Origin of the sequence: Corynebacterium sp. MSK019, assembly GCF_030232425.1 — a bacterium.
GTDB lineage: Bacteria > Actinomycetota > Actinomycetes > Mycobacteriales > Mycobacteriaceae > Corynebacterium > Corynebacterium jeikeium_D.
Window position 1 is genome coordinate 141,569 of record NZ_JASPJT010000003.1, and the last position, 17,366, is coordinate 158,934.

A 17,366-nucleotide genomic window follows, 5' to 3' on the forward strand; every position below is an offset into this window, starting at 1 on the left:
CGACTGTTTAGGCTGAAGTTGAATTTTCAGCACTACCTGGGCAAGTGCTAGCCTTAACCCCAGAATTAAAGACAGCTTGGTCTAGTTCTGCCTTAAAACTTCAGCTAACAAATCCCATTAAATAAGGAGACCCCTCGATGAACCTCAAGCGTTTTTCCGCCGGTGTACTTACTGTCGCGTTCGCCGCAACCGGCCTTACCGCCTGTGGCAGCTCGGATGACGCCATTCGTATCGGCACCACGGATGCCGGCAAGAAGGCCTGGACCGTTTTCGAGCAGAAGGCTTCTGAACAGGGCATCGATCTGGATGTTCAGCCCTTCTCCGACTACCAGACCCCGAACCGTGCACTCGATGAGGGCCAGCTCGACGTCAATCTCTTCCAGCACATCAAGTTCTTGGCTGAGTACAACGTCGGCGCTAAGTCGGACCTGACTCCGATTGGCTCGAGCGAAATTGTCCCGCTGGCTCTGTTCTGGAAGGACCACAAGTCGGTTGATGAGCTGGAGAAGGGCACCGAGGTCGTCATCCCGAACGACCCGTCCAACCAGGGCCGCGCTATTAACGTGCTGGTTCAGGCTGGCCTGCTGAAGCTGAAGCAGGATGACCTGCTGACCCCGTCCCCTGCTGACATCGATAAGGAAGCTTCCAAGGTCACGGTTCTGCCGGTGGATGCCGCTCAGACTCCGGCCGCCTACGGTGAGGGCAAGCCTGCCATTATCAATAACTCCTTCCTGGACCGCGCTGGCATCGACCCGAACACCGCCATCTTCCAGGATGACCCGAACTCCACGGAGGCAGAGCCGTACATCAACGTCTTTGTCACCAAGGCTGAAAATGCTGACAACCCGAAGTACGCGGAGCTCTCCAAGATCTGGCACTCCAAGGAGGTCCAGGACGCAGTCGCTGAGGACTCCAAGGGCACCTCGGTTCCGGTTGACCGTTCGGCTAAGGAGCTGCAGGACATTCTGGATCGCGTCGAAGAGCAGCAGCGCGAGCAGAACTAACGCCACTGCCACCTAAGCACCGCCCAACACCAGGGAACACAGACCAAGGGGCACTGATTCACTCGTGACCAACAAGGGAACGAAGCTCGAATTCCGCGAGCTGAACAAGCAATTCGGCGACGTCACCGCGCTCGCCGACATCAACCTAACCGTTGAACCCGGCGAAATCCTCGGCGTCATCGGTTATTCCGGCGCTGGTAAATCAACGCTCATCCGTATGATTAACGGCCTGGAAAAGCCAACCTCCGGGCAGGTTTTGCTAGATGACACCGACATCGTCGGCATCTCCGAGCGCCAGCTACGGGGTCTGCGCCGCAATATCGGCATGATTTTCCAGCACTTCAACCTCTTCCATTCGCGCAACGCGATTCGCAACGTTGAATATCCGCTGGAACTGGCCGGTATGCCGAAGGCCAAGCGCCGCGCTCGCGCCCAGGAACTGCTGGAGTTCGTCGGTCTCGGCGACAAGGCGGAGTCCTTCCCCGAGCAGCTCTCGGGTGGGCAGAAGCAGCGTGTCGGCATCGCCCGTGCGCTCGCCACCGAACCGACGCTCTTGCTTGCCGACGAAGCCACCTCGGCACTCGACCCGGAAACTACTTCCGGCGTCCTGGATCTGCTGCGTCGCATCAATCGCGAAATGGGTGTCACTATCGTGCTGATTACTCATGACATGTCGGTTGTACGCGGTATCGCTGACCGCATGGCCATCATGGAAAATGGTCACATCGTCGAAACCGGTACGGTCCACGAGGTCTTTGCCAACCCCAAGACTGAGGTTGGCCGCCGCTTCGCCACCACCGCACTGCGCGATGTTCCAATTGGCCGTGAACGCGATTCGGTGAATCAGTCTGCCGAGAGCGCAGCGGCTCGCCTGGTCACCATCACTATCAATGACGGTGTTGACCTCGGTGCCCTAGCACAGGCCACTAGTGCCCACGGTGTCGCCGCCTCGGTGGCACACGGCGCAGTCGCCAATGTGCAGGCGAAGTCCTATGGTCGCCTTACTTTGCGGTTGACTCCGCTGACAGGTAATTCCGCCTCGGATTCCTCTGATTTCGATGCCGCCATTGCTGCTATTTCCGAACTGACACAGGTAGAGGAGCTTGCATCATGATCGGTCTCTTAAACTCTCTGCCATCGGTGAGTGGCAAGGACACCAACTGGGATAGCCTCGGCCCAATGCTGGGCGAGGCATTCGGCCAGACGCTCTACATGGTCTGTGTCGCCATGCTGATTGGTGGTGTTGCAGGTCTGGCAATCGGCGTGCTGCTCTACACCACCCGCGACGGTGGCGTGTTGCGCAACAAGTTTGTCTACCAGGTCCTCAATGTCCTGATTAACTTTGTTCGCCCAATCCCGTTCATCATCTTGGTTACGGCCATCGGCCCACTGACAAAGAACGTGGTCGGCACCACGATCGGCACCGAAGCCGCGGTGTTCGTCATGTCGATTGCCGCCACATTCGCCATCGCGCGACTGGTGGAGCAGAACTTGATGTCCATCGACCCCGGCGTGATTGAGGCCGCCCGTGCGATGGGCGCAAGTCCGTGGCGCATCATCCGCACGGTCGTCGTGCCGGAGGCACTGGGCCCGCTGGTACTGGGCTACACCTTCGCCTTCATCGCCGTGGTCGACATGTCAGCTATGGCCGGCTACATCGGCGGTGGCGGACTGGGCAATTTCGCAATCACCTACGGTTACCAGGCATTCGACTGGAACGTCACCCTGGTGACAACCCTGGTCATCATCTTCATCGTCCAGTTGGCGCAGATCTTCGGCAACTGGCTCTCCAAGAAGATTATGCGCAGGTAGCCGCGCACATTAGCTAGCCACTAGCTAGCGGCGGGTTACTTCGACCGCAGCCCAGCCCTTCTTTGGCCCTGGAGCATCACCGCAGGAAGACACAACGCCTTCCGTGGTGATTTTCTCCAGGGCCACTTCGTATTCCACGACCTTGTCGCGGTCGCTGGGGCCGTCGTAAAGCACGACGACCGCAGTCGTACCGTCGACGTCAACGCGTGCGACGTCGTCTACGCCCCACGCATCTGCTTGACGACGCACAGCCAACTCGGCTGCCTGCCCCTGCGGGGTGTAGATACCACGGCCGCGGCAGCCCTCTGCATGCACGATGCCCCGCTGAGCGTCTTCGATAACCCCCTTGGCGTCCACCGCACTCAGACGTCCAAAGCTGTAATTCCATGGCAGCAGTACGCTAGCCGGCGCAAAGCGGTGCCCCTTAGAGTGGGAAGTTTCCCACACGACCTCTGGGTAGAGGTTGTGCATCGCCGCAGCGAGCGGGCGACCTTTAATCGCACAGCAACGATCGCGCTTACCGTGCGTACAGATGAGAAACAGTGGATGGTCTAGACGAGTGGCCCCCTCGGTGGGCTGTCCAAGCCGGATATCCAGAGTCATCAGGCCTTTAACATCGGCAACCATGCGATGTTCGAGGAAAACCTCAGAGCCATCCGCTGACTCGCAATGCGCGATATAGACGTTAACGCCATCACACGGCTGCTGGCCGATTCGGCCTGGTTTGCGAATTAGCTGCAACGCGCCACCGCGCTCAGATAACCAGGCTTCTACCTGACCGGTGATCTCTGCTCCCCATACCCCGCCGTCAAAAATATCGTGAGACCAACCGAGTTGGTGCTCCAACGCAATAAAGAGCTTTCCGGCTTTTGCAGTACCGGGAAGCGGCTCAGCCATCTGAGCGGAACAGGTGGTATCAAATTTGGCCTGGCTCATACGCCTAAGCGTAATTGAGTGCCTCTGCGATTGGGTCTTAGGTCGCAGCGTTCACCCCTGTTTTATTACTATTGTGCAACACTTTGACAACAAATAACTTTGACCTCGACTTTTGCAGTTCAACTTGTTGAAATTCCGCAACTGCGCACATACCGTCGGACGTATGAATACGAAATCGCTGGATGCTTCGCGCACTCGTACCCGTATCGCGGCATCCCTGTGCCTCGCATTGGGTCTAGCTCTCGGTGCCTGCTCCTCTGACTCCTCCTCAGACTCGGCTGCTGCACTGTCTATGAAAACTGACTCAACCGCTGGCACCTCCGATTTGTCGAGCAGCTCTAGCAGCTCCACTAGCTCGTCTGCGGCGGCGCAGACCACCATGGATGACGATGCTGCTCCGGAGGGCGATTTCAATAGCTCTTCTGCAGAAGCTGCTCCTTCCGATGGCGCTTACTTGGGTATTCAAGATGTCCGCGTCGGTTCCCACGACGGTTATGACCGTATTGTCTTTGAACTCACCGGCGAGGGCACACCGGGATACTTCGTCCGTTACGAGGATGTCCCAACCCAGCAGGGCTCCGGCAAGCCGATTTCTGTCGACGGCACAGCCAAGCTGGTAATCGACTTGCGGGGCATGGGCTACCCCTTTGATTTCCAGATGGAGGACTTCCCCTCTGACTCGGTCAAGCCGACATCGACTTCCGTTATTAAGGAAGTCGTCGGTGCCGGAACCTTCGAGGGGCAGACTCAGTATGTCGTCGGGCTCAAGGGAGATAAGACCCCGTTCAAGGTTTTCTCGTTGAGCAATCCGAACCGCCTGGTTATTGACTTCCAATCGAAGTAATCGGTTTGCCCACCGACGCACTCCTCCTCCACTGCGTCTCTACGCGTAAGCACCCTCGATTCTCCATGCGCCGGCATGCACTATGAGCAACCAGGCGGCGATGGTACCGTCATTCGCTACCGCACGGATTTGTATTCTTGCCGCTCGGCGAGCCTCATCGGGTACCCACCAGCGCTCATCAATCGGCCAGGGCCCAGCCCACGATGACACGCGATATGTTGTTACTCCATGTCGCACCAGGGACGGTTCCGCCGTCATGGTCGCTCGCCCAGTTACGCCCACGGTGTGCCCATCGGCGTCGAGCACTTCCACCTCTGCATTTGCAGTCGCGGGAATAATTGCCGGATTGGGGGCAAGAACAGCTCCCGGCCATGGCTGATTAATTTCCGCGGTTTTTGTGTTTTTGGGGTTTTCTCCGAAAGCGACAAATCCCACTCTTTCGCCTGGGCCACGCCCGCCTTGCATGACTGGTTGCTGTACTGCCTCTGGCCCCAGTAACCCCTGCACACGCTCTGCAGCCCGGCGCGCTTTAGCTCGCGCATCATCACTACCGTGCCACAAATCCTGCTTTACAGTCCCGGCGGCGACCACATCCAGTGGCTCTAACTGCAGCTCTACGATTCCGCGGCTATCATCTCCGTCATTTTCCTCAGCGCAGCCAACAACTCCAGCACCAGTGTCGCTGTTCCCTCGTGGCTGCTGCCGATTCCTGTTATTCAGCCAGCCATCGAGCTGCCACCGAACTCTGTCAGCCGTAGTCTGTTCTGCCAGTGGCTCAGTGCAGCGCCATACTCTGCGCACCTCTGAGCCGTCACTAAACTGCGCCACCACCGCTAAGCGGTAACACGAATACCCATGGTTAAAAAGCTGTTCATGCAGTTGCCCAGCTAGAAAACGCGCCACGAATGAGGCCTCGTCCACTCTCCGGAGTGGACTCTCCCAAGACTGGTAACTCACAGCCAGTCCGGGCGGCAAAGATCGCGGCGCCACCAACCGCACTTCCCCACGGCAGGCCAAATCGTGCCATCTAGCCCCCTGCGCCCCAAACCTGTTGGCTATATCCCGCTTCGGTAACGCAGCGACATCCCCCAATGTGCGCAGGCCGAGTTCCTGCCACGACTTCGCAAGCTCTGCGGGCATCTCCAGTGCACTTTCCGCCCTCAGCTCCACCAGAGAGATTCCCTGCCGAAATCTTTTGCCTTCATCTTCCCCGGGAGCTACCAGCACTCCCCTGCGCGCTGCCAAAATAGCTGTCACAATATCGTCCGCGAGCCCCAAGCTGCAGTCCACGCCCGGTACCGCAGCGGCATCAAGCAGCTTTTCCAAGGCCACATCCTGTCCGTCGTAATAACGCATTACCCCTCGCGCTGCCACAACCGCCAAGCCTGGCCGTAGAGCTTCGACCCCAGCTGCCACCGCCTCCAACCGTTGCAGCACGGACTCGAATTCTGCAGCGTCGCGCACCGCACTTTCCTCGACAACCTCCAGCTCCGGGCACAACGCTTCCGCATGGCGACGGCTTTGCCCGCGCCGTACCCCTGCACGGCGCGCACTCGGAGAACAAGCAGCTACTCCGCTATCACCCACAATCGCAACTGGACTGAGCGGATTAGCCTGCGACGTCACAGATGCTAGATGTGCTGCCTGCACTGGCCAATCAGGAAGCCATAGCGCCACCACACGGCTCGATTCCGCCGCTACCACTAGGACCTCCTCTGCGCGGGAAACGCGACCACATTGTTCTGTTCCACCTGTTCCCCCACCCGCCAACGGCACTGCCTCCGCGGAAACCGCGTCCCCGACACACTGACTTGGTAATCCACTGCTCGAATCCGGCCATAACCAGTGCCAAGCCCGGAAACACCAGCGACAGAGCTGGAAATTTCCGCAGCAGCGCCCGGCCACTGCTGCCCGACAAAAACCAGAGCACAACCACTCGTGCGCAGTCGTGCCTGCAGCGGACGTGCCTGCGACGGCGGCGGAGTGCGCGCCAACGAAGCCACCACCAAGTCAACGCCGTCCGCCAACAGCCCAATTACTTCAAGCGGCTGCATTCCAGGATCTGGCACACAGACAATGTTCGATAGCTTCCCGCCCAACTCCACCACGGAGAGCAACCCCTGTTCAGCGAGTCCAACTAGCGCAACATGACCTGTCTTCGTAACTTCCGCGATTAGACCTGCCAATACCGCACCGGGCTGTTCAATGACACTGACAGCCCCTTTTCGCACTGCTCCCGCCAACGTATTTTCCAACGCCTCCGGCACCGGCAGAGCCTCACCGAGCCCAAAGGTTGCACCAGTTGCAGTCCCACCAGACTGGGCTGCCATCGCCTGCCGCAATGCCGCAATAGTCTGTTCCTTAGACTGCCCCGCAGCAATATTGACCGCCGTTGTCACTTCTTGTTCCACCTCATCCCGCTGCTATCCCACTGCCATCTCACTGCCATCCCCACTGCCCTGCCCACCACGAACACTGCTCGAATATTCTTTCCCAACAAGCGGATTAAACACTACCCTAAATAGAATGTACGTTCGATATTAATGTGCGAAGAAAAGCGCCGCACACCACCGCGCGACGCTCTAACCTCAGCCGAGTACTACATTTCGTACTACTTAGGCCTTCACATCGAGAACTACATCGAATTCGAGCAAATCAGCCGACGACGACACCGGCTTGCGCTTTTCGCCCTCATGCGAAGCCTTGAAGGCACGGCCCTCACGCCACCCCTGGTAGGCCTCCTCGCTCTCCCACTCGGTAAAGACAAAGTAGCGGCTCTCTCCTGCAGTTGGACGCAGCAGCTGGAAACCAATGAAGCCCGGCACATCGCTCATCTTTGAAGAGTTTGCGGAAAAGCGACGTTCGAGCTCTTCTCCCGAACCCTCAGGAACGGTAATAGCGTTAATTTTTACAATGCTCATGGTCATAACACTAGCCACACAACTCTCAACAATCTATAGTTCCATCGCTACTAAAATTAAGAAGTATGACAGATTCCAGCCGGCACCAACACTCTTCAGGCTCTTACCAAGACGGGGCCGAACGCACGACAAAATTTATCAATAGTCCCGTGCGCCTGGGGACGGCAATTGGCGTCACCACCGCAGTGATCGCACTGCTCGCATTGCTTAAAGCCCACATCATCGGCTCCATTGGCTGGTGGATCATGATAGCGCTTTTACTGGTACTCATCGGCACCACACTTTTCGTGCGCCAGGCAAAAACACCCACCAAAGAAACTCGGCCCTCCTACTTCGCCGAGCCAATGCGTGAGTCACCAAACGACCTCTCCTGGAATAGCAGTATAAGCGTGCTGCTCATCTTCCCCGGAGCATGGATCATTGCCGCCGTCGCCGAACGAATTTCCTCTACACCGGTCGCCTGCATAATGACCCTAGTTCTGTCCGCCATCACCGCTACCTGCGCAATCCTGCCGCGGCAATTCGGATTCCTCCCTCTCGCCGCGCATCTTCCTGACAATTTCGCCCAGCGCTGCCCCTACCCCGCCGACTCACCAGAGGCCCGCATCCTCACAGTCCTCTTCATCGCACGTCTACGCGACGGCTACGTCTTCTTCACCGACCAGCTCCCCTATTTCGCCATGCTTGACGACGATACCGTGAGCGCAGCTCTCCACACCCTAGCCGCCGATAAGCGCATCACCATCGCCAAGAACAATTCGGCCCTGACGGAAAAGGGCCGTGCCCGCGAGTTTGCACAACTCACAGACACGGCCCTTGCCAACTAGTGGCTTACTCCCACTCAATGGTTCCCGGTGGCTTGGAAGTCACATCCAGGACCACGCGGTTGACCTCAGGCACCTCGTTGGTGATACGAGTGGAGATTTTCTCCAGCGTATCGTAGGGAACACGAGTCCAGTCAGCGGTCATCGCATCCTCAGAGGAAACCGGGCGCAGCACGATTGGGTGGCCATAAGTACGACCATCACCCTGGACACCAACCGAGCGGACGTCGGCAAGCAGGACGACCGGGCACTGCCAGACAACCTCGTCCATACCTGCGGCCGTCATTTCCTCGCGTGCAATGGCGTCGGCGCGGCGGAGGGTATCCAGACGCCCCTCATCGACAGCGCCGATGATGCGGATACCAAGACCCGGACCCGGGAACGGCTGGCGAGCGACGATTTCTTCCGGCAGCCCCAGTTCGCGACCGACCGCACGGACCTCGTCCTTAAACAGCAGGCGCAGCGGCTCAACGAGGGTGAACTCAACGTCATCCGGCAGACCGCCGACGTTGTGGTGGCTCTTAATGTTGGCGGTACCAGAACCGCCACCGGACTCAACCACATCCGGGTACAGGGTGCCCTGGACCAGGAAGTCCACGGTCTCGCCCTCCGGAGCGCCCTCCAGCGCCTGTGCGACAGCGCGCTCGAAGGAGCGGATGAACTCACGGCCGATGGTCTTACGTTTGGTCTCCGGATCGGTGATACCAGCCAGAGCATCCAGGAAGACCTTGGAATCGTCGACGGTAATCAGCTTCGCACCAGTTGCGGCAACGAAATCCTTCTCAACCTGCTCGCGCTCACCCTGGCGCAGCAGCCCATGGTCGACGAAGACACAGGTCAGACGGTCACCAATAGCGCGTTGCACAAGTGCGGCGGCAACTGCGGAGTCAACGCCGCCAGACAGACCGCAAATTGCGCGACCGGTCTCACCGACCTGATTACGGACCTGCTCAATCAGCTCTTCCGCGATGTTAGCGGCAGTCCAGTCCGGCTCCAGGCCAGCAATCTCATACAGGAACTTCTCCAGAACCTGCTGACCATACGGCGAGTGGTTGACCTCCGGGTGGTACTGCACACCGGCCATGCGCTTTTCCAAGCACTCGAAAGCCGCTACCGGAGCACCCTTGGTGGACGCCGTAACGGTGAAGCCCTCCGGCGCCTTAGACACCGCGTCACCGTGGCTCATCCACACCTCGTGTGTCTCCGGCACACCAGTGTGAGCGACACCGCCACCGTCGACGACGTTCAGCTGCGTGCGGCCGTACTCACGGTCACCGGTAGCAGCAATCGTGCCGCCGAGCACCTCAGTCATCGCCTGGAAGCCGTAGCAAATACCAAACACCGGAATGCCCAGCTCAAGCCACTCTGGGTTGAGCTTCGGGGCACCTTCGGCGTAGGCACTGGACGGGCCGCCGGACAGCACCAGCGCAGCCGGGTTCTTGGCCTTAATTTCTTCGGTCGTCGCATCATGCGAGACCACTTCGGAATAAATTTTTGCCTCGCGCACACGTCGCGCGATGAGCTGCGCATACTGCGCACCGAAGTCCACGACGAGGACGGGCTTAGTCACCTGTTCAGACACGCCCTAAAGCTTATCAAGACTTACGGACTGCAGGCATACCCAGGTTCAGTGCAGCCGGAGCATCTTCCGGCACAGCCGGGTTCACCGGAGCAATCGGATCCAGGCGCACGTAGGACTCACCCTGCGCCGGACGCTGATCTTCCTCACCCTTATTCGGCCACAGCGACGTTGCACGCTCCGCATTCGCGGAAATCGACAGTGACGGGTTCACTCCCGGGTTGGCTGCCATCGCCGAACCGTCGTGAATCGAGAGCGTCGGGTAACCCCACACACGCAAGTACGGATCAACAACGCCGTTTTCGGGTGAATCCGAAATCGTTGCGCCGCCAATGAAGTGAGCTGTCAAAGGAATGTTTGCCAACTCACCGATAGTGCCCCCAGCCAGCACACGACCATTCCGACCACGTGCACTGAGCTTGTCCGCCGCACGTTGCGTAGCTTCGTTACCCGACGGAATCCACGTCGGATTCGGCTCCCCCTCGCCCTGCTTACTCATCAGGAAACGCACCGGCCCGATCTTTTGCAGGTACGTCGTAATCGAGTTGTCGCGATTCTGCATCACCAGAGAAATCACGGTGCGCTGCGACCACTTACGCAGATTCACGAGCTGCGTCAGGTAGTTAGGATGCTTTACGACGGTTCCCACAGCCTGCAACCATCGCGGAGTCCGACGACCTCCTTCGGTCATAATCATCTGCAGCATTGCGATGGCATTAGAGCCCTTACCGTAGCGCACTGGCTCGATATGGGTGTCCTCGTCCGGGAAGAATGACGAAGTGATGGCTACACCGTTAGAGAAGTCATTTTCCGGGTCCACCTTCGTACCCATCGCGCCCAAAATAGCCTCGGAGTTGGTGCGGGTCAGCTTGCCCAAAGATTTCGGCAGCAGCGGCAAGTGCCCATCGGCCTGCTGGCGATGCAACAAATTCTGTGTGCCCCAGGCACCGGCGGCGAGAATGACGCGCTTAGCGCTAAACTGCTGCTTGTCCTTAGCTACCCAACGGCCAGTGCGCTCAGTGTCAATAACCCAGGAGCCATCAGCCTGAGGATGCAGGCCAGTAACGGTAGTGCGGTCAAAGACCTGCGCACCAAACTTCTCCGCCAAGTAGAGGTAGTTCTTAACCAGGGTGTTCTTGGCATTGTGACGGCAACCAGTCATGCACTCACCACATTCCGTACAAGCAGTACGGTCCGGGCCGATCCCCCCGAAGTAAGGATCGGAAACTGTTTGCCCTGGCGCACCCTGTCCACCTGTCTTGGCTCCGAAGAACACACCCACCGGAGTCGAGCGGAAAGTATGACCCACCCCCATATCTTCGGCTACCTCACGCATGACGACGTCGGCAGGCGTGTCGGATGGGTTGGTGACCACCCCGAGCATGCGAGATGCATTGTCATAGTGCGGAGTGAGTTCTGACTCCCAGTCGGTAATGTGCCCCCACTGACGGTGCTGGAAGTATTCAGTACCCGGCTTATACAGAGTGTTTGCGTAGTTAAGAGAACCACCGCCGACGCCGGCACCAGCGAGAATCATGACATCTTTCAACATGTGCACACGCTGGACACCAAAGAGTCCCAGCTTAGGAGCCCACAGGTACTTGTGAAGCCGCCAGCTGGTCTTGGCAAAGTCTTTATCTTCGAACCGTCGACCAGCTTCGAGAACTGCCACTCGGTAGCCCTTTTCGGTCAACCGCAAAGCAGAAACAGAACCACCAAAACCGGAACCGACGATTACAACATCGAAATCACGTTGTTTACTCATGGGAAAAGCCACCTTCTCTAAGGGCGTAACGCTAATGCGCGGAACTCATGTTCCTAACCCTAAGCGGAGGTGGCTTTTCAGTAAGGTAGTTTTGCGAAAAAACCATCCGATTACTTTAATTAAAAACCTTTTGGACGTACCGACAGCTCAACGCGGTGGAAGGACTTCAGGTTGGTAAAGCCGCACTTGGCCATTGCGCGACGCAGGCCACCGGCGAGATTGCGGTCACCGAACGGCGAAGCGGAAGGGCCAAACAGAGCCTCTTCCAGGCTGACCAATTCCTTCTCATCGTCGACGACCGGCCACACGGCACCGCGCGGGTACTTCGGGTGTGCCGCGACAGACGGCCAGGCGTAGCCCTGCCCCGGAGCCTCATTGACGGTTGCCAGCACGCTGGACAGCGCCACAGCATCTGCGCCACAGGCGATTGCCTTAGCAATGTCCCCGGCGGTATCGATGCCACCATCAGCAATGATGTGGACGTAGCGCCCCTCGGTCTCATCGAGGTAGTCCTTACGAGCAGCTGCAGCATCCGCAATAGCGGTAGCCATTGGCACATCGATACCGAGCGCATCCGGGGACGTCGTAAAGCCCGTACCGACAATCACACCAGCGGCACCTGAACGCATCAGATGCAGCGCAGTCTGGTAGTCGACAACGCCACCGGCGATAACTGGAACGTCCAGGCTGCCGATGAAGTCCTTGAGGTTTAGTGGTTCACCCTGAGCCGTGACATGCTCTGCGGAAATCAGCGTGCCCTGGATAACCAACAAGTCGATGCCGGCCTTGATAGCCAGCGGAGCCAGCTCACGGGCATGCTGCGGGGAGACACGAACTGCAGTGATCGCGCCGGTTGCGCGAATCTCCTTGATGCGCTCAACCAACAGGTCAGTATCAATTGAAGCAGAGTGCAGTTCCTGCAGCTTGCGGTTCACTGCCTCGGATTCACGCTTGGTGGCGGCATTCTTTGCCAACTCCACCAGCTCGGCGATCTTGTCCTGCGCATCGGCATGACGGGCCCAGATGCCCTCGGCGTTGAGAACCGCCAAGCCGCCCAGGCGAGCAAACTCAGCGACGGATTCCGGGCTGGCGATGGCATCTGTCGGATGCATCATCATCGGGAGTTCGAAATCGTAGGCATCAATTCGCCAGGAGGTATCGACGTCCTTGGACGACCGGGTACGACGAGTGGGAACGAGTGCAATATCGTCCAACTCGTAGGTCCGGCGTGCCTCGCGGCCAATACCGATTTCAACGATGTCGCGCATGAGCTTTCCTCACATGCCCTTTCCGTGGAATTTAACTCGACTAAGCCAGTTTAGCGCTGGTAGTAGTTCGGCGCTTCGACAGTCATCTGGATATCGTGCGGGTGCGACTCGCGCAGGCCTGCAGCGGTGATCTGGACGAACTGTGCGTCGTGCAACTGCTCGACGGTAGCGGAACCGGTGTAGCCCATAGCTGCACGCAGACCACCGACCAGCTGGTGAACGATGGAGTCGATACTGCCGCGGAACGGAACACGACCCTCAATGCCTTCCGGAACCAGCTTCTCTTCGCTCTTGACATCAGCCTGGAAGTAGCGGTCCTTGGAGTAGGAGCGCTTCTCACCGGTCAGGCCGCGGCCCTGCATGGCACCCAGCGAGCCCATGCCACGGTACATCTTGTACTGCTTGCCGTTGACGAAGGTGACCTCACCCGGAGCCTCAGCGGTACCGGCCAGCATCGAACCGAGCATGACGGAGGATGCCCCGGCTGCCAGAGCCTTGGCGATGTCGCCGGAGAACTGCATACCGCCATCGGCGATAATCGGAACGCCAGCCTTCTTAGCTGCGACAGAGGCTTCCATGATGGCGGTGATCTGCGGGGCGCCCACACCTGCGACAACGCGAGTGGTGCAAATCGAGCCTGGGCCGATACCGACCTTGATGGCATCTGCACCCGCGTCAATCATGGCCTGTGCAGCGCCACGGGTAGCCAGGTTGCCGCCGATAATCTGGATGTTCTCGCCGAATTCCTTCTTAACGCGGGAGACCATCTCAAGTACACCTGAGTTGTGGGCGTGAGCGGTATCAACAACGAGCACGTCTACGCCTGCGTCAGCCAATGCGTGCGCGCGCTTCCAGGAGTCCTCGCCGGTACCGATGCCAGCACCGACCAGCAGACGGCCGGAACCATCCTTGGAAGCATTCGGGTACTGATCCTTCTTGACGAAGTCCTTGACGGTAATCAGACCAGTCAGGCGGCCTTCGCCATCGACGATCGGCAGCTTCTCCACCTTGTGAGCGCGCAGCAGGTTCAGCGCCGCATCGCCAGACACACCCTGCTCAGCCACGACCAGCGGCATCGGGGTCATGATTTCGGAAACCTTGCGGTTCAGGTCTGCCTCAAAACGCATGTCGCGGTTGGTGCAGATACCGACCAGCTTGCCGTCCTTGTCGACGACCGGCAGGCCCGAGATGCGGTAACGAGCGCACTTGGCATCTACTTCGGCGATGGTGTCATCCGGGGAACAGGTCACCGGGTCGGACACCATGCCAGCCTCAGAGCGCTTCACAATCTCGACCTGCTGCGCCTGCTCCTCAATGGACAGGTTGCGGTGCAGGATACCCATACCGCCCTGGCGGGCCATAGCAACAGCCATGCGGGCCTCGGTGACGGTGTCCATAGCAGCGGACACAACCGGAATGTTCAGACGCAGCTCACGAGTGAGCTGCGTCGAAGTATCAACGCCGGAGGGGATAACGTCCGAAGCATCCGGCAGCAGCAGGACGTCATCGAATGTAAGGCCGACTAGTGGAATCTTGTTGGGATTGTCTCCGCCGAGGCTAATTCCCGTGGGGTTGGTCATGGACTCCTCCTGCTCCACCCTTGCCGACATCCGGCCAGGGGCGCTATCGCTTCGTGGTTGCCAAACGTTATATACAGGGTAGTCCTTCAGTGATGAAACGCGACAATTAGGCGGAGCGACAGGTGCCCGACAAGGGTTAGCCGAAAGCTAGCTGAGGGTTATTCCAAGGTGAACTAAACCCCAACTAAGTGCATCGCCAATCGACAGGATTGCCGTACAGAGCTGTTACGGTAGTGGTTGTGAACCACAACTTTTTCTCATCCATGCCGCGGGATCCGTTCGAAGGAGATCCCAATGACCCGGCAAGCTTTCTCGAGCCGGATGAGCCGTTTGCTCCACTGACAGACCAGGAACGTCGAGAGGTTCTTGAAGATCTGGCCGCAGTTCGCCTATTCCGCACCGCTTTGAGCCCAGAGGGATTACTGGGCGTCTGCATGTTGTGTGAGGACTGCGGTGACGAGCACTTTTATAACTGGGAGGTTTTGGAAAACCACTACCTGATGCTCCTGTCTGGACAGGCATCTCCGGTTCACGAGCCACAATTCGATCCAGACCCCTCCCGTTACGCCCCATGGGACTACTGCGCAGGCTTTGTCGACGGTCTGCGTTCTCGACGACCTGGCCGTTTCTAAAAATTTGGTAAGAGTTTGACGGAATTGTTTGCGTAGTATCCCGGCTGGCCTCCTTAGGTTTACCAACCGTTCATTGTTGGCCTCCACACTTGAGCTCACTGCTTCAAGAAAGCTCAATGAAGGAGACATCAATTCCGATGACGTACATCGACCACTTGCCCGGGCCCAATGCGGATTTGTGGGATTGGCAGCTGCACGGCTCTTGCCGCGGGCAGGACTCCGCGACCTTCTTCCACCCGGAAGGCGAGCGCGGACGCGCACGCAGCCTGCGTGAAGCCCGTGCGAAGGCTATCTGCCGTTCTTGCCCTGTTCTTATGCAGTGCCGTAGTCACGCACTCAAGGTTGGTGAGCCATACGGTGTCTGGGGCGGTCTCAGCGAATCTGAACGAAATGAAATCCTTCGAGCTAAGCCGGCCGCACGTGAACGCGAACTTGAACGCGTTCTAGTTACTGCCATGTAGTCCCTCTCCTCTCTCGGACTCCAGCCAGTTCACATAAAAACCAAAATGCTCCCCACCCTCAGATTGAAAGGTGGGGAGCATTTTACGTGCCAAAGGCCAGGGCACTAGCTCACTGGCAGTTAGTGAGCGTGGTCGTGCTGTGGCTCTTCTTCCGGCTTGTCCACAACAGAAGCCTCGGTGGTCAGCAGCATGCGAGCCACGGAGGTTGCGTTGACGACTGCGGAGTGAGTGACCTTGACCGGGTCAATGACGCCGGACTCAATCAGGTTCTCGTAAGTGTCAGTAGCAGCGTTGTAGCCGTTGCCGTTCTCCAGCTCACCAATGTGGTAGACAACGACAGCACCGTCCTTACCAGCATTCTCAGCAATCCAGAAAGCCGGACGGGTCAGAGCCTTGGCAACTGCACGGACACCGACTGCCTCGTCGCCCTCGAACTCGTCAGCGAATGCCTCGAGTTCACGGGAGATCTGCACCAGTACGGAACCGCCACCGGCGATGACGCCTTCCTGAGCTGCCGCACGAGCAGCGTTAATGGCATCCTCGACACGCAGCTTGCGCTCGTTGACCTCGGTCTCGGTAGCAGCGCCGACCTTAATGACAGCCACGCCGCCAGAGAGCTTCGCCAGACGCTCTTCCAGCTTCTCGCGATCCCAGTCAGAGTCAGTGCGCTCAATCTCGGCACGGATCTGGTTACGACGCTCTTCCACAGCCTCAGCGGTGCCAGCACCGTCAACTAGGACGGTCTCGTCCTTGGTAATGGTGATGCGGCGTGCGTTACCCAGCACCTCAAGTCCAACGTCCTTCAGCTGCATGCCAGTGTCAGCCGTAACGACGGTTGCACCGGTGACAACTGCCAGGTCATCCATGAACGCCTTACGACGGTCACCGAAGTACGGTGCCTTCACTGCGGCAACCTTCAAGGTCTTGCGCATAGCGTTGATGACCAGCGCGGACAGAGCCTCGCCCTCGATATCCTCAGCCATGATCAGAGTCGGCTTGCCGGACTCGGCAATCTTCTCCAGAATCGGCAGGAACTCCGGCAGGGAGGAAATCTTCTCGCGGACCAGCAGCACCTGTGCACCGTCGAGAATTGCCTGCTGAGCCTCAACGTCGGTAATGAAGTACGGCGAGAGGAAGCCCTTGTTGAAGGACACGCCCTCGGTCACGGACAGCTCGGTGGCAATCGACTGCGACTCCTCCACAGAGACGACGCCGTCCTTGCCAACCTTGTCCATGGCACCTGCAACCAGGTCACCGATTTCAGTGTCGCGCGAGGAAACGGTTGCCACCTGTGCGATGGCACCAGAGCTGCTGACCGGGGTGGCGCGCTGCTTCAGCAGCTCAACCGCCTTGTCGGATGCAGCGTGAATACCGCGGTTCAGCGAAATCGGGTTTGCGCCGGCTGCAACGTTGCGCAGACCCTCGTGGACCAGCGCCTGTGCCAGCAGCGTTGCGGTAGTAGTACCGTCACCGGCAACGTCATTGGTCTTGACCGCAACGGACTTAACCAACTGCGCGCCGAGGTTCTCAAACGGATCCTCAACGTCGATGTCGCGGGCGATGGTCACACCATCATTGGTGACCAGCGGACCGCCGAAGGCCTTGTCCAGGACAACGTTGCGACCCTTCGGGCCAAGCGTGACCTTGACTGCGTCGGCAAGCGTGTCCACACCGCGCTTGAGGCCTTCGCGAGCCTCTTCGTTAAAAGCAATAAGCTTCGCCATGTGTGGGTACGTCCTC

Annotated in this window: 16 protein-coding genes; 7 read left to right on the top strand and 9 right to left on the bottom strand. The window is 58.6% G+C overall.

The features are described 5' to 3' along the window. Positions 1 to 137: 137 nt before the first annotated feature. The 3 genes from QP982_RS03105 to QP982_RS03115 all read left to right on the top strand — a co-directional run bounded on the left by QP982_RS03105 (position 138) and on the right by QP982_RS03115 (position 2,816). Positions 138 to 1,004, top strand: a complete 867-nt coding sequence (locus QP982_RS03105; RefSeq protein ID WP_016422131.1) for a MetQ/NlpA family ABC transporter substrate-binding protein — start codon at positions 138 to 140, stop codon at positions 1,002 to 1,004. 64 nt (positions 1,005 to 1,068) lie between these two features. After that, positions 1,069 to 2,118 carry a methionine ABC transporter ATP-binding protein gene (locus QP982_RS03110; protein ID WP_049190340.1) on the top strand — a complete coding sequence of 350 codons (1,050 nt, stop codon included), beginning with the start codon at positions 1,069 to 1,071 and terminating at the stop codon, positions 2,116 to 2,118. A 65-nt stretch (positions 2,119 to 2,183) separates the two neighbouring features. Then, positions 2,184 to 2,816, top strand: coding sequence for a methionine ABC transporter permease (locus QP982_RS03115; RefSeq protein WP_224433327.1), 633 nt, complete (start codon positions 2,184 to 2,186; stop codon positions 2,814 to 2,816). 24 nt (positions 2,817 to 2,840) lie between these two features. Here the strand turns inward: QP982_RS03115 and QP982_RS03120 are convergent, their stop codons facing one another. Continuing rightward, the gene (locus QP982_RS03120; protein WP_070606720.1) at positions 2,841 to 3,752 is read right to left on the bottom strand and encodes a sucrase ferredoxin; all 912 of its coding nucleotides are present in this window, start codon (positions 3,750 to 3,752) and stop codon (positions 2,841 to 2,843) included. Between the two features lie 163 nt (positions 3,753 to 3,915). On the opposite strand from QP982_RS03120, the gene QP982_RS03125 reads away from it, so the two are divergent. After that, the gene (locus QP982_RS03125; RefSeq protein ID WP_049190345.1) at positions 3,916 to 4,596 is read left to right on the top strand and encodes an AMIN-like domain-containing (lipo)protein; all 681 of its coding nucleotides are present in this window, start codon (positions 3,916 to 3,918) and stop codon (positions 4,594 to 4,596) included. A gap of 39 nt (positions 4,597 to 4,635) precedes the next feature. Here the strand turns inward: QP982_RS03125 and QP982_RS03130 are convergent, their stop codons facing one another. The 3 genes from QP982_RS03130 to QP982_RS03140 all read right to left on the bottom strand — a co-directional run bounded on the left by QP982_RS03130 (position 4,636) and on the right by QP982_RS03140 (position 7,517). Beyond that, positions 4,636 to 6,300, bottom strand: coding sequence for a Y-family DNA polymerase (locus tag QP982_RS03130; protein WP_284870209.1), 1,665 nt, complete (start codon positions 6,298 to 6,300; stop codon positions 4,636 to 4,638). Continuing rightward, positions 6,300 to 6,995 (bottom strand): DnaE2-dependent mutagenesis accessory factor ImuA', encoded by a 696-nt coding sequence (gene imuA' / locus QP982_RS03135; protein ID WP_048731702.1) that lies wholly within the window; start codon positions 6,993 to 6,995, stop codon positions 6,300 to 6,302. Before imuA' ends, QP982_RS03130 begins: the two co-directional genes overlap by 1 nt. 216 nt (positions 6,996 to 7,211) lie before the next feature. Further along, on the bottom strand, positions 7,212 to 7,517 hold the full coding sequence (locus tag QP982_RS03140; RefSeq protein ID WP_070549744.1) for an antibiotic biosynthesis monooxygenase family protein: 306 nt from the start codon (positions 7,515 to 7,517) through the stop codon (positions 7,212 to 7,214). Between the two features lie 65 nt (positions 7,518 to 7,582). Here QP982_RS03140 and QP982_RS03145 point away from each other — a divergent pair, with 65 nt between their 5' ends. Then, entirely contained in the window at positions 7,583 to 8,344 is a 762-nt protein-coding gene (locus tag QP982_RS03145; protein ID WP_284870210.1) for a hypothetical protein, read from the top strand. 4 nt (positions 8,345 to 8,348) lie between these two features. Here QP982_RS03145 and guaA read toward each other — a convergent pair whose 3' ends face one another. The 4 genes from guaA to guaB form a co-directional block, all read right to left on the bottom strand. Beyond that, complete coding sequence (gene guaA / locus QP982_RS03150) at positions 8,349 to 9,923, bottom strand: glutamine-hydrolyzing GMP synthase (RefSeq protein ID WP_048731530.1); 1,575 nt, start codon at positions 9,921 to 9,923, stop codon at positions 8,349 to 8,351. Between the two features lie 13 nt (positions 9,924 to 9,936). Beyond that, a complete protein-coding gene (locus tag QP982_RS03155) occupies positions 9,937 to 11,685 on the bottom strand; it encodes an FAD-dependent oxidoreductase (RefSeq protein ID WP_070549717.1) in 1,749 nt (582 codons plus the stop codon). A gap of 119 nt (positions 11,686 to 11,804) precedes the next feature. After that, positions 11,805 to 12,953, bottom strand: coding sequence for a GuaB3 family IMP dehydrogenase-related protein (locus QP982_RS03160; protein WP_284870211.1), 1,149 nt, complete (start codon positions 12,951 to 12,953; stop codon positions 11,805 to 11,807). Positions 12,954 to 13,003: 50 nt separating this feature from the next. Continuing rightward, positions 13,004 to 14,533: an IMP dehydrogenase gene (guaB, locus tag QP982_RS03165; protein ID WP_016422119.1), complete on the bottom strand. Its 1,530-nt coding sequence runs from the start codon at positions 14,531 to 14,533 to the stop codon at positions 13,004 to 13,006. A 263-nt stretch (positions 14,534 to 14,796) separates the two neighbouring features. Here guaB and QP982_RS03170 point away from each other — a divergent pair, with 263 nt between their 5' ends. Continuing rightward, entirely contained in the window at positions 14,797 to 15,165 is a 369-nt protein-coding gene (locus QP982_RS03170; protein ID WP_038629374.1) for a DUF5319 domain-containing protein, read from the top strand. A gap of 137 nt (positions 15,166 to 15,302) precedes the next feature. Next, the gene (locus QP982_RS03175) at positions 15,303 to 15,626 is read left to right on the top strand and encodes a WhiB family transcriptional regulator (RefSeq protein WP_016422117.1); all 324 of its coding nucleotides are present in this window, start codon (positions 15,303 to 15,305) and stop codon (positions 15,624 to 15,626) included. A 119-nt stretch (positions 15,627 to 15,745) separates the two neighbouring features. Here QP982_RS03175 and groL read toward each other — a convergent pair whose 3' ends face one another. After that, positions 15,746 to 17,350: a chaperonin GroEL gene (gene groL / locus QP982_RS03180; protein WP_070566161.1), complete on the bottom strand. Its 1,605-nt coding sequence runs from the start codon at positions 17,348 to 17,350 to the stop codon at positions 15,746 to 15,748. Positions 17,351 to 17,366 lie beyond the last annotated feature (16 nt).

What these genes read in the sequence shown, in the direction of transcription:
- QP982_RS03105 (WP_016422131.1), top strand. Translation starts at nt 138, where the DNA reads ATGAACCTCAAGCGTTTTTCCGCCGGTGTACTTACTGTCGCGTTCGCC.
- QP982_RS03115 (WP_224433327.1), top strand. Translation starts at nt 2,184, where the DNA reads ATGCTGGGCGAGGCATTCGGCCAGACGCTCTACATGGTCTGTGTCGCC.
- QP982_RS03120 (WP_070606720.1), bottom strand. Translation starts at nt 3,752, where the DNA reads ATGAGCCAGGCCAAATTTGATACCACCTGTTCCGCTCAGATGGCTGAG.
- QP982_RS03125 (WP_049190345.1), top strand. Translation starts at nt 3,916, where the DNA reads ATGAATACGAAATCGCTGGATGCTTCGCGCACTCGTACCCGTATCGCG.
- QP982_RS03140 (WP_070549744.1), bottom strand. Translation starts at nt 7,517, where the DNA reads ATGAGCATTGTAAAAATTAACGCTATTACCGTTCCTGAGGGTTCGGGA.
- QP982_RS03145 (WP_284870210.1), top strand. Translation starts at nt 7,583, where the DNA reads ATGACAGATTCCAGCCGGCACCAACACTCTTCAGGCTCTTACCAAGAC.
- QP982_RS03155 (WP_070549717.1), bottom strand. Translation starts at nt 11,685, where the DNA reads ATGAGTAAACAACGTGATTTCGATGTTGTAATCGTCGGTTCCGGTTTT.
- QP982_RS03160 (WP_284870211.1), bottom strand. Translation starts at nt 12,953, where the DNA reads ATGCGCGACATCGTTGAAATCGGTATTGGCCGCGAGGCACGCCGGACC.
- guaB (WP_016422119.1), bottom strand. Translation starts at nt 14,533, where the DNA reads ATGACCAACCCCACGGGAATTAGCCTCGGCGGAGACAATCCCAACAAG.
- QP982_RS03170 (WP_038629374.1), top strand. Translation starts at nt 14,797, where the DNA reads ATGCCGCGGGATCCGTTCGAAGGAGATCCCAATGACCCGGCAAGCTTT.
- QP982_RS03175 (WP_016422117.1), top strand. Translation starts at nt 15,303, where the DNA reads ATGACGTACATCGACCACTTGCCCGGGCCCAATGCGGATTTGTGGGAT.
- groL (WP_070566161.1), bottom strand. Translation starts at nt 17,350, where the DNA reads ATGGCGAAGCTTATTGCTTTTAACGAAGAGGCTCGCGAAGGCCTCAAG.